General features: G+C 35.8%; 16 protein-coding genes. 15 read left to right on the forward strand and 1 reads right to left on the reverse strand.

Going from position 1 to position 20,299, the window contains the following annotated elements; genetic code table 11:
* The first annotated feature begins 6 nt into the window (after positions 1-6).
* The 15 genes from gldI to I7X29_RS03020 all read left to right on the forward strand — a co-directional run bounded on the left by gldI (position 7) and on the right by I7X29_RS03020 (position 19,608).
* Complete coding sequence (gene gldI, locus I7X29_RS02950; protein WP_009413150.1) at positions 7-579, forward strand: gliding motility-associated peptidyl-prolyl isomerase GldI; 573 nt, start codon at positions 7-9, stop codon at positions 577-579.
* 28 nt (positions 580-607) lie between these two features.
* A complete protein-coding gene (locus tag I7X29_RS02955; RefSeq protein ID WP_198466013.1) occupies positions 608-1,738 on the forward strand; it encodes a peptidylprolyl isomerase in 1,131 nt (376 codons plus the stop codon).
* Positions 1,739-1,768: 30 nt separating this feature from the next.
* On the forward strand, positions 1,769-2,278 hold the full coding sequence (locus I7X29_RS02960) for an IS1096 element passenger TnpR family protein (protein WP_198472766.1): 510 nt from the start codon (positions 1,769-1,771) through the stop codon (positions 2,276-2,278).
* Positions 2,279-2,296: 18 nt separating this feature from the next.
* Positions 2,297-3,358, forward strand: a complete 1,062-nt coding sequence (locus I7X29_RS02965) for a nucleoid-associated protein (RefSeq protein WP_198472767.1) — start codon at positions 2,297-2,299, stop codon at positions 3,356-3,358.
* Between the two features lie 84 nt (positions 3,359-3,442).
* Positions 3,443-4,357: an LLM class oxidoreductase gene (locus I7X29_RS02970; protein ID WP_198472768.1), complete on the forward strand. Its 915-nt coding sequence runs from the start codon at positions 3,443-3,445 to the stop codon at positions 4,355-4,357.
* A 5-nt stretch (positions 4,358-4,362) separates the two neighbouring features.
* Positions 4,363-5,430 carry a YARHG domain-containing protein gene (locus tag I7X29_RS02975; RefSeq protein ID WP_198472769.1) on the forward strand — a complete coding sequence of 356 codons (1,068 nt, stop codon included), beginning with the start codon at positions 4,363-4,365 and terminating at the stop codon, positions 5,428-5,430.
* Positions 5,431-5,441: 11 nt separating this feature from the next.
* Entirely contained in the window at positions 5,442-6,392 is a 951-nt protein-coding gene (locus I7X29_RS02980) for a hydrogen peroxide-inducible genes activator (protein ID WP_198472770.1), read from the forward strand.
* A 48-nt stretch (positions 6,393-6,440) separates the two neighbouring features.
* Positions 6,441-8,534 (forward strand): carboxy terminal-processing peptidase, encoded by a 2,094-nt coding sequence (locus I7X29_RS02985; protein WP_034555530.1) that lies wholly within the window; start codon positions 6,441-6,443, stop codon positions 8,532-8,534.
* 126 nt (positions 8,535-8,660) lie between these two features.
* Positions 8,661-10,322: a mechanosensitive ion channel family protein gene (locus tag I7X29_RS02990; RefSeq protein ID WP_225883647.1), complete on the forward strand. Its 1,662-nt coding sequence runs from the start codon at positions 8,661-8,663 to the stop codon at positions 10,320-10,322.
* A gap of 81 nt (positions 10,323-10,403) precedes the next feature.
* Positions 10,404-11,447 (forward strand): heparan-alpha-glucosaminide N-acetyltransferase domain-containing protein, encoded by a 1,044-nt coding sequence (locus I7X29_RS02995; RefSeq protein WP_198472771.1) that lies wholly within the window; start codon positions 10,404-10,406, stop codon positions 11,445-11,447.
* Between the two features lie 49 nt (positions 11,448-11,496).
* On the forward strand, positions 11,497-12,267 hold the full coding sequence (locus I7X29_RS03000; RefSeq protein WP_198472772.1) for an endonuclease I family protein: 771 nt from the start codon (positions 11,497-11,499) through the stop codon (positions 12,265-12,267).
* A gap of 4 nt (positions 12,268-12,271) precedes the next feature.
* Positions 12,272-14,170, forward strand: a complete 1,899-nt coding sequence (locus I7X29_RS03005; protein WP_198472773.1) for a RecQ family ATP-dependent DNA helicase — start codon at positions 12,272-12,274, stop codon at positions 14,168-14,170.
* 98 nt (positions 14,171-14,268) lie between these two features.
* Positions 14,269-16,812 carry an ATP-dependent Clp protease ATP-binding subunit gene (locus tag I7X29_RS03010; protein WP_198472774.1) on the forward strand — a complete coding sequence of 848 codons (2,544 nt, stop codon included), beginning with the start codon at positions 14,269-14,271 and terminating at the stop codon, positions 16,810-16,812.
* 10 nt (positions 16,813-16,822) lie between these two features.
* Positions 16,823-17,701, forward strand: a complete 879-nt coding sequence (locus I7X29_RS03015; RefSeq protein WP_198472775.1) for a C40 family peptidase — start codon at positions 16,823-16,825, stop codon at positions 17,699-17,701.
* Positions 17,698-19,608, forward strand: a complete 1,911-nt coding sequence (locus I7X29_RS03020; RefSeq protein WP_198472776.1) for a ComEC/Rec2 family competence protein — start codon at positions 17,698-17,700, stop codon at positions 19,606-19,608. The genes I7X29_RS03015 and I7X29_RS03020 overlap by 4 nt, the downstream gene beginning before the upstream one ends.
* Here the strand turns inward: I7X29_RS03020 and I7X29_RS03025 are convergent.
* Positions 19,594-20,298: a CDP-alcohol phosphatidyltransferase family protein gene (locus I7X29_RS03025; protein WP_034555531.1), complete on the reverse strand. Its 705-nt coding sequence runs from the start codon at positions 20,296-20,298 to the stop codon at positions 19,594-19,596. The genes I7X29_RS03020 and I7X29_RS03025 overlap by 15 nt on opposite strands.
* Position 20,299 lies beyond the last annotated feature (1 nt).

Below are 20,299 nucleotides of genomic sequence, written 5' to 3' on the forward strand. Positions count from 1 at the left end.
AATACAATGAATATACTTAAAAAAATAATCATTCTAAGTGCCATTGGCATAGTTTTGGTAAGTTGTGCCGATCGGCAAGCACGCCATCCTATAACTAAAAAAACAAGTACTTTTTTAAAAGAATCAGCTATGAAAAATAAAGCTCTGTTGGCCTCCGAAGAAGCGCTAATCGATTCTATCATCAAAAAAGATACACTTCACTCTTTCGTCGACTCTCAACACGGATTTAAGTTCTACTATCTAAATCAAAATCCTGAGGCTCATTATACTGCTCAGTTTGGCGATATCGTAACTTATGATTACAGCCTCTCCGATTTGCAAGGTAACCAGCTTTATCAGGAAAAACCCGATGGTGAATACAAATATTATGTAGATAAAGAAGAAGTATTCCAAGGCTTGCGTTCCGCTTTAAAATTGTTAAAAGAAAAAGAAAGTGGCGTTTTCTATTTCCCCTCAAGTGTAGCCTATGGCTATCGCGGCGATAAAGATAAAATTTCTTTCAATCAACCTATTATAGCTAAAATCGAAGTCTTTAAGATTGAAAAAAATCAAGAAGACGTAAAACCTCGACCCGAATAAATAAACATTATTAATTAATTATTATATTATGAGACGACTCAATTTTGTAGCATTGCTCTCTGCAATGTTTGTATTTTTCAGTTGTAATTCGCAAAAAAAAGCCTACAAGGACTTAGGTGATGGCTTATTTGCTGATATCGAAACTACTCAAGGAAATATCATTGTAAAACTCAACTACAAAGAAACTCCTATAACAGTAGCTAACTTTGTTACTTTAGCCGAAGGTAAAAACTCTTTTGTAAAAGCCGAATACAAAGGAAAACCTTTCTACAACGGAACGATCTTCCACCGTGTAATCAAAGATTTTATGATCCAAGGAGGTGACCCTACTGGTACAGGTATGGGCGATCCGGGATATCGTTTTGAAGATGAATTTGTCCCTACTTTGCAACACGATAAAAAAGGAATTTTATCAATGGCCAATGCAGGGCCTGGTACAAATGGCAGTCAGTTTTTCATCACTCAAGTACCTACCCCTCACCTCAATGGTCGTCATACTGTTTTTGGTGAAACTGTTAAAGGTTTAGAGGTAATCGATGCAATAGCTAATACTAAAACTGTAGCTAACGATAAACCTGAAAAAGATATCAAAATCAATAAAATTACAATTATTGCTAATGGTAAAGACGCTAAAAACTTCAATGCTGTAAAAGTTTTTGAAAACTATTTCAAAGATATCGCTAAAAAAGAACAAGAAAAGGAAGCTAAAACCAAAGCAGCGGCTGCCAAATTCTTAGAAGAGGTAAAAACTCAAGAACCTCAAGCTAAAGCACTCCCTTCTGGAGTAAAAATATTTACTTTAGTAGAAGGTAAAGGCAAACAGCCTAACCACACTCAACAAGTAATGGTTAACTATGCTGGATATTTGGCAAATGGTACTCTCTTCGATTCTAATGTAAAAGAAATAGAAGAAACTTATGGCAAATACAATGCAATGCGTGAGCAACAAGGCGGCTACCAAGCTTTCCCTATGGAATATAGTTCTAATGCCCCTCTTATACCTGGTTTTAAGGAAGCTCTTCTAAAAATGAAAGTAGGTGACAAAGTGCGTGTATTCATCCCTGCTGCCTTAGGCTATGGCGAAAGAGGTGCCGGTAATGTTATTCCTCCTAATAGCGACCTCATTTTCGACATCGAAATCACCGACATAGCTAAATAACCCTTAACCACTAACACCTAACACCTAAAAATGGTATACAAATTTAGAGTAATACTCGACGTTAAAGAAGACGTTTTTAGAGATATCGCAATCCAAGGAGAAGCTACCTTGGAAGATTTGCACAATGTAATCAACCAGTCTTTTGGGTTTGCTGGCAACGAAATGGCTTCATTCTACCTTACAGATGACGATTGGAATCAAGGTGAAGAAATCACTCTTTTCGATGTATCCGAGAGTGGCGAAATACGCTTAATGGAAGAAACTACTATCGAATCAGTAGTAAGTGAAGACGAACCTAAATTGTTGTATGTGTACGACTTTATGTCAATGTGGACATTCTTCGTTGAATTGGTAGATATTGAAGAAGAAAAATCTGGTATATCCTACCCTGCTTTGATACACGCTCACGGTTCTATCCCTGCCGAAGCCCCCGAAAAATCCTTCATCGCCGATGATTTCGATGAGTTTGAAGATGAGTTCAACGATTTCGACCTCGATGAAGACGATTATGGTAGTTTCAGTGAAGAGGAATACTATTAATTTCGCTAACATCTATCTATGCTTAACTTATATACAACAAACATCGAAACCCTTTCTATCCATAGGGTAGGCAACTTGAGTAAAGGGGAACCTATTTTCTTTTCTGAAAAACCTTATGCGTTAAACGACGAAATTATAGGCTTGCTAAAAGAGTATTTCTTCAAACCTTTTCGTGAAAAAGAAGAAAACTACTTCCATTTTGTACACGATGCCGATGTAGAATTCAATACTCTTTATCAGTTGGTAACCCCTATTTTTGAGGACGAAAGTACAATTCACGAACAATCAGGGAAAATTGCTCAACACTTGTACAACCAATCTAATCATCCTCATATCAAAAGTGGAGAAGTCTATATAGCCCTTTTGCACGATACTTATTTGGATAATGAAAAGGTAAAAGCTGTTGGTATTTTTAAATCTGAGGTAAAAAGTAGCTTTCTACAGTTTGAAGAACAAGGTAACCAGTTAGAAATGATTATCCAAGAAGGTGTAAACATCCATCGCTTGGATAAAGGTTGTATCATTTTCAATGTAAATAAAGAAGATGGCTACAAAATACTTTCTATTGATAGCAATCGCTACGATACTAAATATTGGTTAGAAAACTTTCTAAACGTCGATGCTTTGGTCGACGATAACTTCTATACTAAAAAATACCTCAAGTTCAGCCAAGATTTTGCAAAAGATGTAATCTTGCCCGCCGAAGATAAAAAAGAAGAAGTACTTTTTATGAACCGCGCTATCAACTACTTCGCTAAAAATGATGATTTCGAAGAAACCTCATTTATGAATGAAGTATTTGAAAATCCTCAACTAATACCTGAGTTCAAACACTACAAAGTAGAAAAAGGCCCTAAGTATCAAATAGAAGATGTTTCTACCTTTCCAATCGCTAACAAAGCTGTCTCCGATGTACGTAAAAAAATTAAAAACGTAATCGATTTAGATACAAATATCCAAATACGTATGGACTTCATCAATCCCGAATCTGCCGATAAGTTCATAGAAAAAGGTTGGGACGAGGAAAAGCAAATGTATTACTATTTAGTGTACTTCAACAAAGAACAAAAAGGTTCATAAAAATAACCTCATCAAAAATAAAATGGCATATAGTTTTTTATATGCCTTTTTTTTTATACTTTTGCGTTTTAAAAACATAAAACTATGATTGACGCACATAAATTCTCAATAGGTATATTATTACCCATTGAATCTTATCAAGGGGCTATCCCTAAAATGGAAAATCAAATACAGCTGATCCAACGCGCAGAAGCCTTAGGGTATGATACTGTATGGGTACGCGACATTCCCCTCTACAACCCCGATTTTAAAGAAGTAGGTCAAATGTTTGACCCTTGGATATATTTAGCTCATATAGCTTCTCTTACATTCTCTATCAAAATAGGAATAGCAAGTGTAATTCTACCTTTACGCCACCCTCTACATGTCGCTAAAGCTTCCGCAAGTCTCGATGTATTGTTCCCTAACCGCTTCGTAATGGGAATTGCCTCTGGCGACCGTCCCGTCGAATACCCTGCTTTCAACAAACCTTTTGAATTGCGTAGCGCACACATAACCGAACATATCGAAACTCTTAAAAAATTATGGAGTGTAGATTTCCCTACTTACAATAATGATTATGGTACCCTAATGGACAAAGTAGGTGATGTACTCCCTAAACCTATCCATAAAAATATCCCAATCTATGCCACTGGTCACATCGGTGGTATAAACCTCAATTGGATAGCTAAACACACCGATGGCTGGATCTACTATCCCCGTGATTTCTCTTTCCAAAAAAAAATCGTAGAAGATTGGCACGAAGCTCTCAAAAATGAAGGCGAACCTGCTAAACCTTATATACAACCCGTATATATCGACCTTATGGAAAATCCTAATTTTGAACCTCAAACTATGGACTTAGGCTTCCGCCTCGGGCGTAATTACCTCATCGATATGTTCCAAGAACTCAAAAAAATAGGAATAAATCATATTATGCTGGTACTCAAATATTGCAGCCGCCCAGCTGGTGAGGTACTCGAAGAAATCGGAAAAGAAGTATTGCCTCAACTCAAATAAACACGATGAAAAGACTCTTTTTTATACTGTGTTTCTATGGATTCTTCACTGAAGGATATACCAATGATGGTGCTTTCTATATGGCAGGTAACCAACTCGTCCCCATCAACGAAACTGATATTTCAGTAAAGAAAGAAATTTTGTATATCAAAAAAACACAAGAATTTGCGGAAGTATCAGTCTATTATGAGTTTTTCAATCCTAAAGATGAAAAAGAAATCATAGTTGGTTTTGAGGCGGGCATCCCTTCAGGTGATGCTGGATTTTCCCCAGTAAATGGACATCATCCTTATATGTTCGACTTTACAGTATCGCTCAATGGTAGCTTCTTACCCTATCAAATAGCGTTTGTAAAAAACTCAACCTATGCCAAAAATCATAAAATACAAAATATAGACCCAAAATCTCTTGATAATGATGTCATTGGTGATGAGTTAGACTTTCAATATGTTTATCATTTCAAGGCAAAATTTAAAAAAGGAAAAAACATTGTAAAACATACTTATAGATATAAACTATCAAGAGGAGTATGTTATTATTACGACTTTAATTACGTACTTACGGCAGCCAATCGCTGGGCTAACAAGCAAATCGACGATTTTACCCTGATCTTGGATATGGGTGATTTCCAAACAGCTTCTATCCGTAAAACTTTCTTTAAAAACACTAACGAATGGACTTTCAACGGAATAGGAAAAATAACTGAAAATCCTGATTATACTAATTTTTATATCCAGCAAGGTATTTTAGTATTCGAAAAGAAAAACTTTGTACCTAAGGGAGAGCTTTCCGTAGAAGAAGAAAGTTCCTACTGTCGAGAAGCAGGAAGTAATCAAAAGTTTATTTTTTCATTAGGAAAAAACCGAGAATTAGGCGACCCTACCGAGAAAACTCCTGAAGAAAAACGCATTATCAGGAATCTGCCATTTGCACGACGTGGGTATATATTTAAGGATAAAACTTTGCAAGATGTTTTCAAAACAGAAGATTGGTATCAACCCAACCCTTCCTATGTACCCGAAGTTGAAGCCCTTACTGAAGAGGAAAAACAACTCATTAAAACATTTAAATAACACCTTTTATTATGACCATTACTCAATATCAATATGTCTTAGCAGTAGCCAAATACAAAAATTTTACTACCGCCGCCGAGCATAGTTTTGTTACTCAACCTACCTTGAGTATGCAGGTGCAGAAATTAGAGGAGGAATTGGGAGTTACTATTTTCGACAGAAGTAAAAAACCTCTACAGGTTACTGAAATAGGTGAACAAATTATCAAACAAGCCCAAATAATCGTAAACGAAGCTGGGCGAATGAACGATATCGTCGCTCAACAAAAAGGCTATATAGGAGGCGAATTTCGTGTCGGAATTATCCCTACCGTCTCCCCTACCCTATTGCCTATGTTCCTTACTAATTTTATTAACAAATATCCTAAAGTTTGCCTGAAAATCGAGGAACAAACAACTGAAAATATCTTAAAAAAAATTGAAGATGGTAGTTACGACGCCGGTATTTTAGCTACCCCTCTACACAATTCATTAATCGTAGAACGTCCCTTATATTATGAACCTTTTGTCGCTTACATCCCTGTAAACCACCGCCTCCAAAACTCTAAAACTATCTACTCTGAAGATTTAGATATCAACGATATTTTAATGCTTGAGGATGGTCATTGCTTTAAGGACAGTGTACTCAATATCTGCAACCAAGATGTAATCGATTCTAAAGAACACTTCCAACTAAAAAGTGGTAGTTTTGAAACTTTAGTGCGATTAGCTAACGAAGGCTTAGGAATGACCCTGTTACCCTATCTACACTCTTTGGAACTGAAAGAGGAAGAAAAGAAACGCATTCACTATTTCGCCGAACCCTATCCCGCTCGCGAAATTAGCTTAGTTTATCACAAAAATGAACTAAAATTACAAATCATAAAAGCTTTACACAATACTATAGCTGGTGTAATTCGCGGAGCTATTGTTTTCCAAAATGTAAAAATTATTAGCCCAACAAGAGAAAGGCACACAATTTGATAAAGACAGAAGTTAAAAATTAAAAAAAATAGAAAAAACCATTTTATGATGAAAAATATTTCAGCAGCATTATTTTTATTATTTATCTCATTCGCTTCTTGCAGCTTTACAAGTAAGAAGTTTGACAATCCTAATAAGGATAAGGACACTGTGCTATTAGAAATTATTGAGCACGTGCTCGAAAATGCTCATTTTAGTCCCGTGAAAATGGACGACTCTTTCTCTAAAAAAGTCTTCGATAGCTATCTGAAAAATATCGACGGACAAAAACGCTATTTTCTCCAATCCGATATCAATGAGTTCAAAAAATATGAAAACCGTTTAGATGATGATTTAAAAAAAGGTGACATCTCTTTCTTCAACCTTTCTTATAATCGTCTCAAACAGCGTATGAAAGAAGCTGAAGGAATTACTAAAGCTATCTTCGCTAAACCTATTGACCTCAATAGCAATGAAACTATCAATACCGACTACGATAAATTGCCTTTTGTTAAAAGTAAAGCCGATTTACAAACTCGTTGGAAACAAGTGATTATTTTCACTACTCTTTCTACTTACATTACTAAACAAAAAGAAGAAGTAACTAAGAAAGAAAAAGATGCTAAATATCAGCCTAAAAGCAATCAAATACTCAAAAAAGAATCTATAGAGTCTACTCAAAAAACATTGGCTGATATGTATAGTATGTACAACGATATTACACGTGAAGAGTGGTTCGCTATGTTCGTAAATGCTATAACCGAAACTTTTGACCCTCACTCTAACTATATGGCACCCGACATCAAAGAAGGTTTCGACCGTGATATGTCTGGTAAATTCGAAGGTATTGGCGCTCAATTACAAAAGAAAACTGATGGTATAGCTATTACTAATGTGATTTTGGGAGGACCTGTTTGGAAAGGTAAACTCTTGGAAGTAGGCGACCAAATCCTAAAAGTAGGTCAAGGCGCTGCCGAACCTGTTGATGTCGTAGGAATGCGCTTAGATGATGCCGTTAAACTTATCAAAGGTCCAAAAGGTACCGAAGTGCGCCTCACTGTAAAACGTGTAGATGGCACTATCGAAGTAGTACCTATCATCCGAGATGTAGTAGAAATCGAAGAAACTTACGCTAAATCAGCTGTGATTACTGCCAATGGCAAACGTTACGGCCTCATCAATCTACCTAAATTCTATATTGATTTCGAAGATGTAAACCGTCGCAATGCCGCTACCGATGTAGCCCTCGAAATTGAAAAACTTAAAAAAGAAAATATTGATGGCTTAATTGTCGACTTGCGTTCCAATGGCGGTGGATCCCTAAAAACTGTAGTCGATATAGGAGGTCTATTTATCCCTAAAGGCCCCATCGTACAAGTTAAATCATCACGTGGTAGTCGTGACGTTCTCTCCGACAATGATCCTAAAACTCAATGGGATGGCTCTTTAGTAATCCTTACCAATGAACTTTCCGCTTCAGCTTCCGAAATCCTAGCAGCTGCTATGCAGGATTATAAACGCGCTATTATCATAGGCGGTAAACAAACCTTCGGTAAAGGTACCGTGCAAAGCTTCGTAGACCTAAATGAGTTCCTTCGTCAAAACAATTACGGCGACCTTGGAGCTTTGAAAATCACTATCCAAAAATTCTACCGTATCAACGGAGGCTCTACCCAACTCAAAGGAGTTGAAAGTGATATTGTTGTACCCGATAAATACAAATATATCGATATAGGTGAACGTGATATGCCTAACGCTATGCCTTGGGATAAAATAGAACCTGCTAAATACACTCCTTGGGCAAACAATGCCAATTTTAATATGGCTATTGAAAACAGTAAAAAACGTATTAGAGAAAACGAATATTTAAAACTGATAGATGAAAATGCTCAATGGGTAAAACAACAACAAAAAGATTATGTTTTCCCACTCAACTACGAAGCCTACAAAAAAGTAATCGACAAAAACGAAGAGCAAGCCAAAAAGTTTAAAGCTATCAGCGACTATAAATCTAACTTAAAATTCTCTTCTGTAGCTTCCGATGAAGCTAAAATTAAAAACAGCGAAGAGTTAAAACTTCGTCGTGATCGTTGGCACGAAAGTCTTGAAAAAGATGTCTATATAGATGAAGCTGTAAAAGTGTTAGAAGATTTGAACAAATAAAACAATAACTAACAGATTATAAAAACATTGGTGAAGCTAATACCTTTACCAATGTTTTTTATTTTTGGGTATATGAGAAAATTGTCATACCTTTGCACTACAATCTTACTCTTTAGTCAAATTAAAATGCATTTTAAAATCTTCATTGTTATATATCTATTCTGCGTTGCGTACACACAGGCACAGCAACCAGATAGCCTTTCTCAACAAGAAATTCACAAAGAGTTAGAAGCTATCAAACAATTCCGCCAGAAAGATTCCGTACGCATTGCAATGCTATTAAACGAAATACAACTACTCATAAATAACGACAAACATACATCTTCAATTACTAATTCCTCCACTACTAATGAAAAAGAAATGGAAAAACTACGCAATAAAATGCGTGGACGACCTATTGTTTTTGAAAAAGATACCTTATACTATCTCTATACTTCCTATGGACCTTATGATATTGATACTCGCGTAAAATATATAGAAAATAAACTCAAAGAATTATATAACGACCCCTCTTTCGCCGCCGATTCTATCAAAATAAAACCCAATGGCGACTACCTATCAGTAATGTATAACGAAAAAATCATCACTCGTGTTACAATGGTAGATGCGCTCTGGGAAAATAGCTCCCAAACTGAATTAGCTCAAAGATATGCTAATGTAATCAAAAATACAATTGTAAAATATAAAGAACAAAATAGCCTAAAAAGCATCCTAATCCGCTTGGCTGAGTTGTTATTAGTACTCTTTATCGCTTTTGTACTTGTATGGGCGATCAACCGATTATTCAATTTCTTAAAAAAAATAACGCTCAACTCCGAACACCCCTCCCTCACAGGTATCCGAATTAGAAATTACGAATTTATCAAAAAACGAGGAGTTGTAAAAGCTTTAGTGAAATTACTTGCTATATTGCGTATCATATTCTTGTTTTTCTTGCTAATAACTATTATACCTCTGATTTTCGATATCTTCCCTTCTACTCAATACTTGTCTAAAATCATAGTACAATGGATTTCTGAACCTATAAAAAACGTCGGTATAGCAATTATTGGATATTTGCCTCATTTATTCTATATTGTCATTATTGTAGTCATTACACGCTACGTATTGAAAATATTGCGCTTTTTTGCTTTAGAAATAGAAAGAGGTATCTTAAAAATAAAAGGCTTTCACCCCGAATGGGCTCATACTACTTATGCGCTGGCACGTATGATGTTATGGGTATTAGCATTGGTAATAATGTTTCCTCACCTCCCTGATTCCGATAGTGATGCCTTTAAAGGAATTTCTGTCTTCTTAGGGGTATTGATTTCTTTAGGATCTTCTTCTGCCATTTCTAATGCCATTGCAGGCATTGTAATTAGTTATATGCGTCCATTTCAAGTAGGTGATTGGATTAAATCTGGAGAAATTATAGGAGCTGTGATAGAAAAAAACGCCTTAGTAACAAGATTGAAAACTATTAATAACGAAGATATTACCATCCCTGATTCGGCTATCTTGAGCGGTGCAACTATGAACTTCACTTCTATAGGCAAAGAAATAGGCTTAGCGCTAAATGTACAAGTAAAAGTACGCTATGATTATTCTGATAATTTAGTGGAAGAACTCCTTATAGAAGCTGCTCTGAAAACCAATGGTATTTCTCCTAAACCACATCCTTACATTTTTCAAATTTCTCTTAATGAACTAAATGCTATTTATGAGCTCAATGCTTATACTTTCCACCCCGAAAATATGTATTTTATAAAATCTGATCTAACTAAAAATATACAAAGTACTTTTTAGGCAAGCTAATGTGGAGATATTCTCAACACAATACGTAGAAATTAAAACTCCCTTTTCAAACACTAAAAAACAAAATTCATAATGAAACAACGACTGATATTTATTGATGTAATACGCGCTTATGCCATTTGTATGATGTTACAAGGGCACTTTATCACTGCCTTACTCGCCGAACGATATTGCGACGAAAATAACCCTTACTATCATATTTGGCATTATTTTACAGGTATTACAGCCCCTGTATTCCTTACTATTTCTGGATTTATTTTCACCTATTTACTCATTCGTGAAGGCGAACGCAGTGGTGTAGGACTTAAGAACCCTCGTGTAAAAAAAGGAGCAAAACGCGGATTAATGCTTATAGCCGTAGCGTGTATTTTGCGGAAAAGCATCTATTTCGTAGATATCTTGCATTGTATAGGGTTAGCCCTCATCATAATGGTAGGACTCTACTTATTAGCTCGAAATCACGTGAGGCATTTCCTTCCTACAATGCTCATCAGCATTACTTTACTACTTTTCACCTTCAACGAGACCTATAACCAATATGAATACTCTTGGTTACCCCAAGTGGTAGCTAATTACTTTACTCCAAAATACGGTACTTTCTTTACTATTTTTCCTTGGTTAGGTTTTGTAACCTTAGGAGGCTTTATGGGATCGTTATTTTACTATTACAGAAACGCCAAACATTTATATACAGTATATACACTACTACTTATTGGCATCGGAGCTATTTTTCACTTTCAATATCACACTTTCCATTTCCTATATAGCATTACTGGTTGGAATCACTTTGAAAGTTTAGCACGAAATGGTTTTCTTTTCTTGAGAATGGGCGATACTCTCTGGACATTTGCAGTATTTGTAATCTTGCGAAATATACTTACTGCGCAATTCTTGCAACGTATCGGGCAAAATACTCTTTCCATTTACATCATTCATAGTATTGCGCTCTATCACTTTATTCCATATTTCAACTTAGACCATTATTTTCATAAGAGCTTCAACCCTACCCAAGCAGTAATAGGTGCTATTCTCTTTGTGATAACTGTGCTCATTGTATCGTTCTACTATCACAAATTTAGTAAATACATAAAAGAAAAATATCCTAAAAACAACTGATAGAAAAATTAAAAGCTTTCTTACATAAATAACTTAAAACTAAATACAAATGAAAAAACTTTACTTTTTATTATTCACAACATTCTTGTTAGCTTGCAATAGCAAAGAACAAGCTCAAGAACATCCCGTTGCCCCTCCTAATAGCAATATTATAGTACCAAAAGCACTACAAAATTATTACAAAGGAATTCTTTTTACTAAAAATGGAAAAGCTTTGTACGATGATTTAGCAGTACTTACCATCAGCAAACATACTAATTTCTTAAGTTATTATGATCGTCATAAGTACCTCTACAAAGCCGACACTAGCCTTAAAAATCCTGAATATGTAGTATTGGTCTACACCGGCGAAGAGCGCTATTGGAAAGAATATAAGAGTGGTAATAATAATTATAAACCTCAAACTTTCAACACCGAACATATTTTCCCTCAATCAAAATATAGTAATGGAGATGCCAAAGGTGATTTACATCATCTAAAAGCTTGTGATAGTAAGCTTAATAGTAGTAGAGGAAATATACCTTTTACCAATGAATCCGGAAGAGCTGGACGTATCAATAGCGCTTGGTATCCTGGCGATGAGTGGAAAGGTGATGTCGCTCGAATGATTATGTATATCAATTTGCGTTATAACGATAAAATCGATAATAAAATTGTAATAGGAGGTATCGAAACACTTTTAAAATGGAATGATGACGATCCTGTTTCCGACCTCGAACGCCAACGCAACAATGTAATTGAACAAGCCCAAGGCAACCGCAATCCGTTTATCGATTTTCCTCAATTAGCACGCGCTGCTTACAAAAATTACCAAGAGTAATACTATGGAAAATGAACCTCTATACACACTAAAAAAATATTGGGGATACGATAATTTTCGCAACTCTCAAGAAGCCGTGATCAAATCGGTTTTAGAAGGTAATGATACCTTAGCCTTATTGCCTACAGGTGGAGGAAAATCTATTACTTTTCAAGTACCCGCTATGATGCGCAAAGGTATATGTATAGTGGTCTCTCCATTGATAGCTCTGATGACCGACCAAGTTGAAGCGCTTAAAAACAGAGAAATACGTGCATTATCATTAGCCGGAGGTCTCTCCTACCCCGAGTTAGAACGCCTGCTAAACAACGCTCTCTATGGGCAATACAAATTCTTATACCTTTCTCCTGAACGTCTGCAACAGGAAGTCGTGCGTAATTACCTCAAAGTAATGCCTATCAATCTAATAGTGATAGATGAAGCTCATTGCGTATCGCTCTGGGGCAAGGACTTCCGCCCTGCTTATTTACAGTGTAAATGGCTCAAAGAACAATTCCCTAATATACCTTTATTAGCTCTCACTGCTTCTGCTACCCTTCAAGTACAACAAGATATTTTACATCAATTAGGCATCGAGAAAGCAAATGTAATCAGTACTTCTTTAGCTCGCCCTAATATAGCTTACAAAGTATATAAAGTAAAAAGCAAATTTCATCACCTTTTACAACTGCTAAGAACAACCGAAGGTACAGCTATTATATATTTGCGAAGTAGAAATGGTTGTGTACAATTGGCGCGTTTATTAGAAAACCACAATATTTCAGCTACTTATTTTCACGGCGGGATCCCCGCTGAAGAAAAAAATAACAAACTGAGTATGTGGTTGCTAAACGACGTACGTGTAATGGTAGCTACAAACGCCTTTGGTATGGGAATCGACAAACCCGATGTCCGCTGGGTGATTCATTGGGATATCCCTCAAACCTTAGAAGATTATTTCCAAGAAGCAGGTAGAGCAGGTAGAGATGGTAACCCCGCCGAGGCCATCGTTTTCTACAATGAGGTAGATATAAAAAATGCCGAAAAACTTCTAAATGAATATCTTATAGACATTCCTTATCTAAAAATCGTTTACAGTAAACTCAATAGTTACTTCCAAATAGCCATAGGAGAAGGTACCGAAAATACCTATAGCTTCCTATTCCCCGATTTTTGTAAACGCTACAACTTATTGCCTTTAAAAACTTATAACGCTTTACAAGTATTAGATAGATTTTCAATCATTTCCTTCAACCACCATTTCTACAACAAAGTTACTTTCCAAATGAAAGCTACCCCCGAACAATTAGTGAAGTATATAACTACTCATCGGTATATCAAAAACATTACTATTTATCTTATGAGGTGCTACGAACTGATATTTCACTTCCCAGTAGAGTTAGAAATGGCTAAATTGATGGAACGTACCGAAAAATCTCACAAAGAAATTATGGGGTATTTAGAAACTCTGCACAACGATGGAATAGGCGTTTTAAAATGTGAAACTGCCGATATACAAATCATTTTCAACGTGCCTCGTGACGATGATCGCACAATCAATAGCATTGGCAAACACATCAAAGAGTATAACCACTCCAAACGATTATTGCAAAACAAAGTATATCAATACTTGGAAGATGAAAATACTTGCCGAAGTATATTCTTATTAGAGTATTTTGGCGAGAAAAATGCGAAACCTTGTGGTATATGTTCTAATTGTGTTACTCAAATGCACTCCCCTAAAACCAATAAACAAAAAATAGAGGCTGATATCCTTCAATTATTATCTTCTAAATCTTTTAATTGCAACGATTTAATAAATACACTACCCTACTCTGATCAGCAGATTAACACTGTCTTAGACGAACTTTTTGCAATGAAAAAAATAACGTTCAACATTTTTAATGAATTGTGCTTAAAATAAAATATTTTTAATAAGATTTTGTTTTATCATATTTATTTACTAATTTTGCCGTGTTTTATCCATATTATTTGGTTTTAATACAAAAGGAGATTTTTACTATGAACGATAACTTTTCACCAAGAGTTAAAAGAATATTTACATATAGCAAAGAAGAAGCAGTACGTTTAGGGCAATCTACTGTGGGCACTGAGCATTTCATATTAGCAATACTTCAAGAAAATGAAGGTAGTGCTATCAATTTGTTACACAACTTAAATATCGATATGGAAAGACTTAGGCAAAACATCCATACCCTTACTTCAGCGCGCGGTCTCAATCCTCCTAATTTTAACGCTGTTCACTTTACCGTGCAAGCCGAAAGAGCAATGCAAGCTACATATTTAGAAGCTAAAAGAATGCAATCTGATGTGATAAATACCGCTCATTTACTATTGAGTATTTTGCGCAACGAAAATGACCCTACTACAAAAGTTTTCAATAAATTAGGCCTAAACTACGAAACAGCACGCGACAGCTTTCAACCTATAGAGGACAATAATTCAAAACTTGTTACTCCCACAATGCCTACTAATGAGGTTGATGAATACGATAGAGACTATCGCTTGCCCCACGAAAGTAGAAACAATAGAAATCTACAAGGGCAAGGACAGTACAATCAACGAAAAAATACAGTATTAGATAATTTCGGTAGAGACCTAACCACACTTGCTGAACAAGGACAATTAGACCCTGTCGTAGGACGAGATAAAGAAATAGAACGCGTATCTCAAATATTGAGCCGCCGCAAAAAAAACAACCCTATCCTCATCGGTGAACCTGGCGTAGGAAAAAGTGCTATCGCTGAAGGGTTAGCTTTGCGCATCGTACAAAGAAAAGTGGCACGCATATTGTATAACAAACGTGTTGTAACTCTCGATTTAGCCTCTTTAGTAGCTGGCACAAAATACCGAGGTCAGTTTGAAGAACGCCTCAAAGCAATAATGAATGAACTCGAAAAAAATAGAGACATCATTCTTTTTATAGACGAAATCCACACCTTAGTGGGCGCTGGAGGAGCTTCAGGAAGTTTAGATGCCTCTAATATGTTCAAACCTGCCTTGGCAAGAGGCGAAATACAATGTATTGGAGCTACTACTTTAGACGAATACCGACAGTCTATCGAAAAAGATGGCGCTTTAGAACGCCGATTCCAAAAAGTACTAGTAGAACCTACTAGTGTAGACGAAACCATTCAGATTCTTCAAAATATCAAAGCTAAATACGAAGAACACCACAATGTAATTTATACCGAAGATGCTATCGAAGCTTGCGTAAAGCTCACCAATCGCTATCTCACCGATCGCTATTTACCTGATAAAGCTCTTGATGCCTTAGACGAAGCCGGAGCGCGAATACATATTATGCAGGTAAAAGTACCTCAATATATTTTAGACGTAGAAGAACGATTAGAACAAGCTACACAAGCCAAAAATAGAGCCGTTTCTCGTCAACAGTTTGAAGAAGCTGCACGCCTTCGCGATAACGAAAAACACATCGAAAAATCATTAATAGATCTCAATAAACGATGGGACGAGGATTCTAAACTACACCGCGACACTGTAACTGCTGAACATATCGCCGATGTCGTTTCTATGATGAGTGGCATCCCCGTGAATAGAATCGCTCAAACTGAAATTAACAAACTCTCTGGCTTATCTGACGCTATGAAATCTAAAATCATAGGACAAGACGAAGCTATAGAAAAAGTCGTAAAATCTATTAAACGCAATCGCACAGGTCTCAAAGATCCTAATAAACCTATAGGTTCCTTTATTTTCTTAGGACAAACAGGTGTTGGAAAAACTCAACTTGCCAAAGTTCTCTCCAAAGAACTTTTTGACTCTGAAGATGCTATGGTGCGTATCGATATGAGTGAGTATATGGAAAAATTCTCTATCTCTCGACTCATAGGAGCACCTCCAGGATATATCGGATATGAAGAAGGTGGACAACTTACCGAAAAAATACGCCGCAAACCTTACTCTGTAGTACTCTTAGACGAAATCGAGAAAGCTCACCCCGATGTTTTCAATATGCTTTTGCAAGTGTTAGACGATGGCTTCCTAACCGATAGCTTAGGACGAAAAATCGACTTTAGAAATACCATCATCATTATGACATCTAACATAGGCGCCCGCCAAGTAAAAGAATTCGGACAAGGTGTCGGTTTTGGTACTTCTGCACGATTGGCTCAATCTGAGGCTAATGAAAAATCAATCGTTGAAAATGCCTTGAAAAAAGTATTTGCACCCGAGTTCCTCAATCGTATCGACGATGTCATCACTTTCAACCCTCTCAGTAAAGAAGACATCTTCAAAATTATTGATATTGAACTCTCTAAACTTTATTCTCGTATCAACGATTTAGGTTACCACGTAGAACTGAGTGAAAAAGCTAAAAACTTTATAGCCGATAAAGGTTACGACAAACAGTATGGAGCACGCCCTCTAAAACGCGCTATACAAAAATATATTGAAGACCTCTTGGCTGAAGAAATTGTATCTAACCAAATACACGCAGGTGACAGTATTGTATTCGATTTAGATGAAAAAGGTGAAAACCTCCTTATTACTGAAAAGAACACTAATTTAATAACTTTATAACCCCTTATTTATGTACATTTTAAGACTTTTAGGACTATTTACACTACTATTTTGCTTTTCTTCTTTTACAGAAAGCATACAAAAAAATGAAAAGAGCACTACTGTGAAAGTAAGTGCTGAGAATACTCTGATAGCAAGTAAAAAACCTAAAAAGAAAACTTATAGTCCTCCTAAAAAAGGAAAAACTAAGGTAGTAGTCTCTACCGCTAAAGGTAAAAAAACACCTCCTAAACATAGGGTAGCAAGCCATAGTGCTAAAAAGAAAGCCGTAGCAAAAAACAGAAGAGCAGTAGCCGCTAAAAGAAAAACTTCTGTAAGAGGACGTGCAGTAGCTTCGAGAAGTAAGAGGTATACTCCTAAAAAAATAAGCCAACAATACGCTGAAAATATAGCTATTACTGAAGAAAATTTAGATGATGATTTAGATGAAGAAGAACTCCTTGATGAAGAAGAAATCGTAGATAATACTGATATCGCTCTTCCTGCTCTATCAAAAAGTAAAGTTGATACTAAACAACAAAAAATATTGCTCGACACTGCTTTTTCTTACTTAGGAACTCCTTACCGCCACGGAGGAGTCTCTCGTAAAGGAATGGACTGTTCTGGTTTTGTAAGTACTACTTTCAAATCTATCGCTGTACCTCTCTCTCGTTCTTCACAAGAAATGGCTACCCAAGGACGGAAAATACGCTTAGAAAATGTACAAGTAGGTGATTTATTATTCTTCAAAACTACTCGCCGAAATAGAATTTCTCACGTTGGTATGGTAGTAGATGTAGATGGTGATGTGAAGTTCATTCATTCTTCCTCTAAAAGAGGGGTCGTAATATCTTCATTAAGTGATGCTTATTACAAAAAAGCCTTTCGTATGGCAAAACGTGTGATGTGAGATTCGTAAATATTCCCATATTAACTATATTATTTGGACTCATAGGAGGGATTGCTATTACCGATATAATAGCTCCCTCTTTTTTGTTTGTTATAAGCAGTAGTCTGTGTTTGTTAGCTACTCTAACAATACATTACCTATTAGCTACCAAGCGATATGCTTTTCGTCGCGGAATTCTATTCCACATAGGTCTCACTTCTGTAGCTGTAGGTATGCTAATAACGTATTTTCACACTCCTACTTATAACCCTAAACATTACACACAAAAACTAAATACCAATGAATATTACACCTTAGAAGCCGAGGTAATAGAAATCATTTCACAAACCAATTATGGCACTACCTTTAAAGCTCACCTCTTAACAGCTAATCACAACAATACTGAAGGAAAAATCTTGTGTTTTTTCCCTTCTAAAACAATTACTGATGATGTAAAAGCATTAGCTCCCACCGATAGATTAATTTTTGTAGGAAAATATACACTTATACCACCTCCTAAAAATCCATATCAGTTTAATTATAAACGATATATGGAACGAAAAGGGGTATTTGGTCGGGTAGAAGTAATAGCGTTTTCTATTCTTAAAAATAATACAGTAGATTTTATGGGAAATATTGAAAAAATGCGTTCTCATCTAACTGCTGTGATCAACCAAAATTTCAATCGTGAGTCTGCTGCTCTCTTAAATACATTACTCTTAGGAAAGCGTAGTGATTTAGATGAAAATATTTATCAACAATATGTAGATGCTGGTGCAGTACATATTTTAGCTATTTCGGGCTTGCACGTCGGAATTATCACGGCTATACTTCTATTACTACTACAAAAAATGCCTAATTTGGGATTTTATCGCCCATTGCGATACTTCATCTTGTTAGCAGGATTGTGGACTTTTGCTTTAATGGCTGGGGCTTCTCCTTCTGTATTGAGAGCAACTATAATGTTTAGTTTTGTAGGGTTGGGTACCCTTATACGCCGAAAACAAGGGCGATTCGATGCTTTAATGCTCTCAATGTTATTTTTGTTGCTTATCAATCCTTATTATTTATATGATGTAGGCTTCCAGTTGAGTTATGCAGCTGTATTTTCTATAATGAAATTCTACCCTGTAATGCGCAAATGGTGGCAACCCGAAAATAAATACATCCGATGGATTTGGTCTTTATTTTTAGTAGGATTATCTGCTCAAATAGTTGTTTTGCCCATCAGTTTGTACTATTTTCATCAATTTCCTATTTTGTTCTTTGTTGCTAACTTGGTAGTAGTACCTTTGTTACAACCTATACTTATAGGAGGTATCATTGCTCTATGTTTGGGAAGTTTAGGTATTTTGCCTTACCCTATAATTTTTATCTTAGAAAAATTAATAACTCTGATGAACATTTTAGTAGCTTTTATCGCACATCAAGAAATGTTTATCATACGCAATATACCTTTCACAACTCCCCTACTTCTTTCTTCTTTAGTAATAGTACTGATACTCATCATCTTTGTACATTATAGGAAATATAAAGTATTGGTAGCTCTTCTCGTTTCTGTACTTTTGTTTCAGGGAGTACTTTTCTATCACAAATACCAATTGGAAACTACCGAAGAAATGATAGTATTTAGCAAGTATAAAGATAAGATAATCACTATTAGGCAAGGTAATAAGCTGAGTATCTATCAGGTCGATACAACTTCTATCAACCCAATGATAAACAACTACATTAAAAACAAAGGCATTAGTGATATTACACTTTACAAAATGCCCTATATATTGCGCTTCAAACAAAAAAACTACTTGCTAATGGATAGTTTAGGAGTATACCCAAAATCCAAGCAAGTAGTTATTGATAGTGTTATCTTCTTACAAAAACCTAAAATCAATTTAGATAGAATGAAGCGGGATTTATCGCTTAGGTAGTAAGGAAAGAATAATATACAATAAAATGATTATAGGAATAGCAATCATTTTTAAACTTACAAGTAGAATAACACAAAGTGCTAAAAATACATACTTCAATGCATTATTCTTAAATGAATAATCACTGAACTTCAATGCAAAGAGGGCTATTTCAGCATTCAGTAAATATGCACTCAACAATGTAATTCCTAATAAAACCCAACTATTATGCAATAAACTATCAAATAGTTCAGTTGATTGGTATTGCATTATAAGCGGTAGAGAAAGGATAAACATTGTATTAGCTGGAGTAGGAAGCCCTATAAAACCAGAAGTTTGCCGCGTATCTATATTAAAATTCGCCAATCGATAGGCTGATGCCAAAGTGATAAGAAAACCTATATAAGGTAAATAGGCTACCCAAGTTGTTGGATTTTCTACTACGTAACTACTTTGGTTAAACAACTGAAACATCGCAACACCTGGTACTACTCCTGAGGTAACCATATCAGCTAAAGAATCTAACTGCAATCCCATTTCTGATTTCACGTGTAGCAAACGGGCAAAAAAACCGTCAAAAAAATCAAGGAAAATACCTATCGCTACAAAGAGAGCAGCCCAATCAAGTGCCCCTCTCACGGCAAAAACAATCGCTACAGTTCCGCAAAAGAGGTTTCCTAAAGTAATTAAATTAGGGATATGCTTTTTCATT

It is taken from the genome of Capnocytophaga periodontitidis (assembly GCF_016126015.1).
Taxonomy (GTDB): domain Bacteria; phylum Bacteroidota; class Bacteroidia; order Flavobacteriales; family Flavobacteriaceae; genus Capnocytophaga; species Capnocytophaga periodontitidis.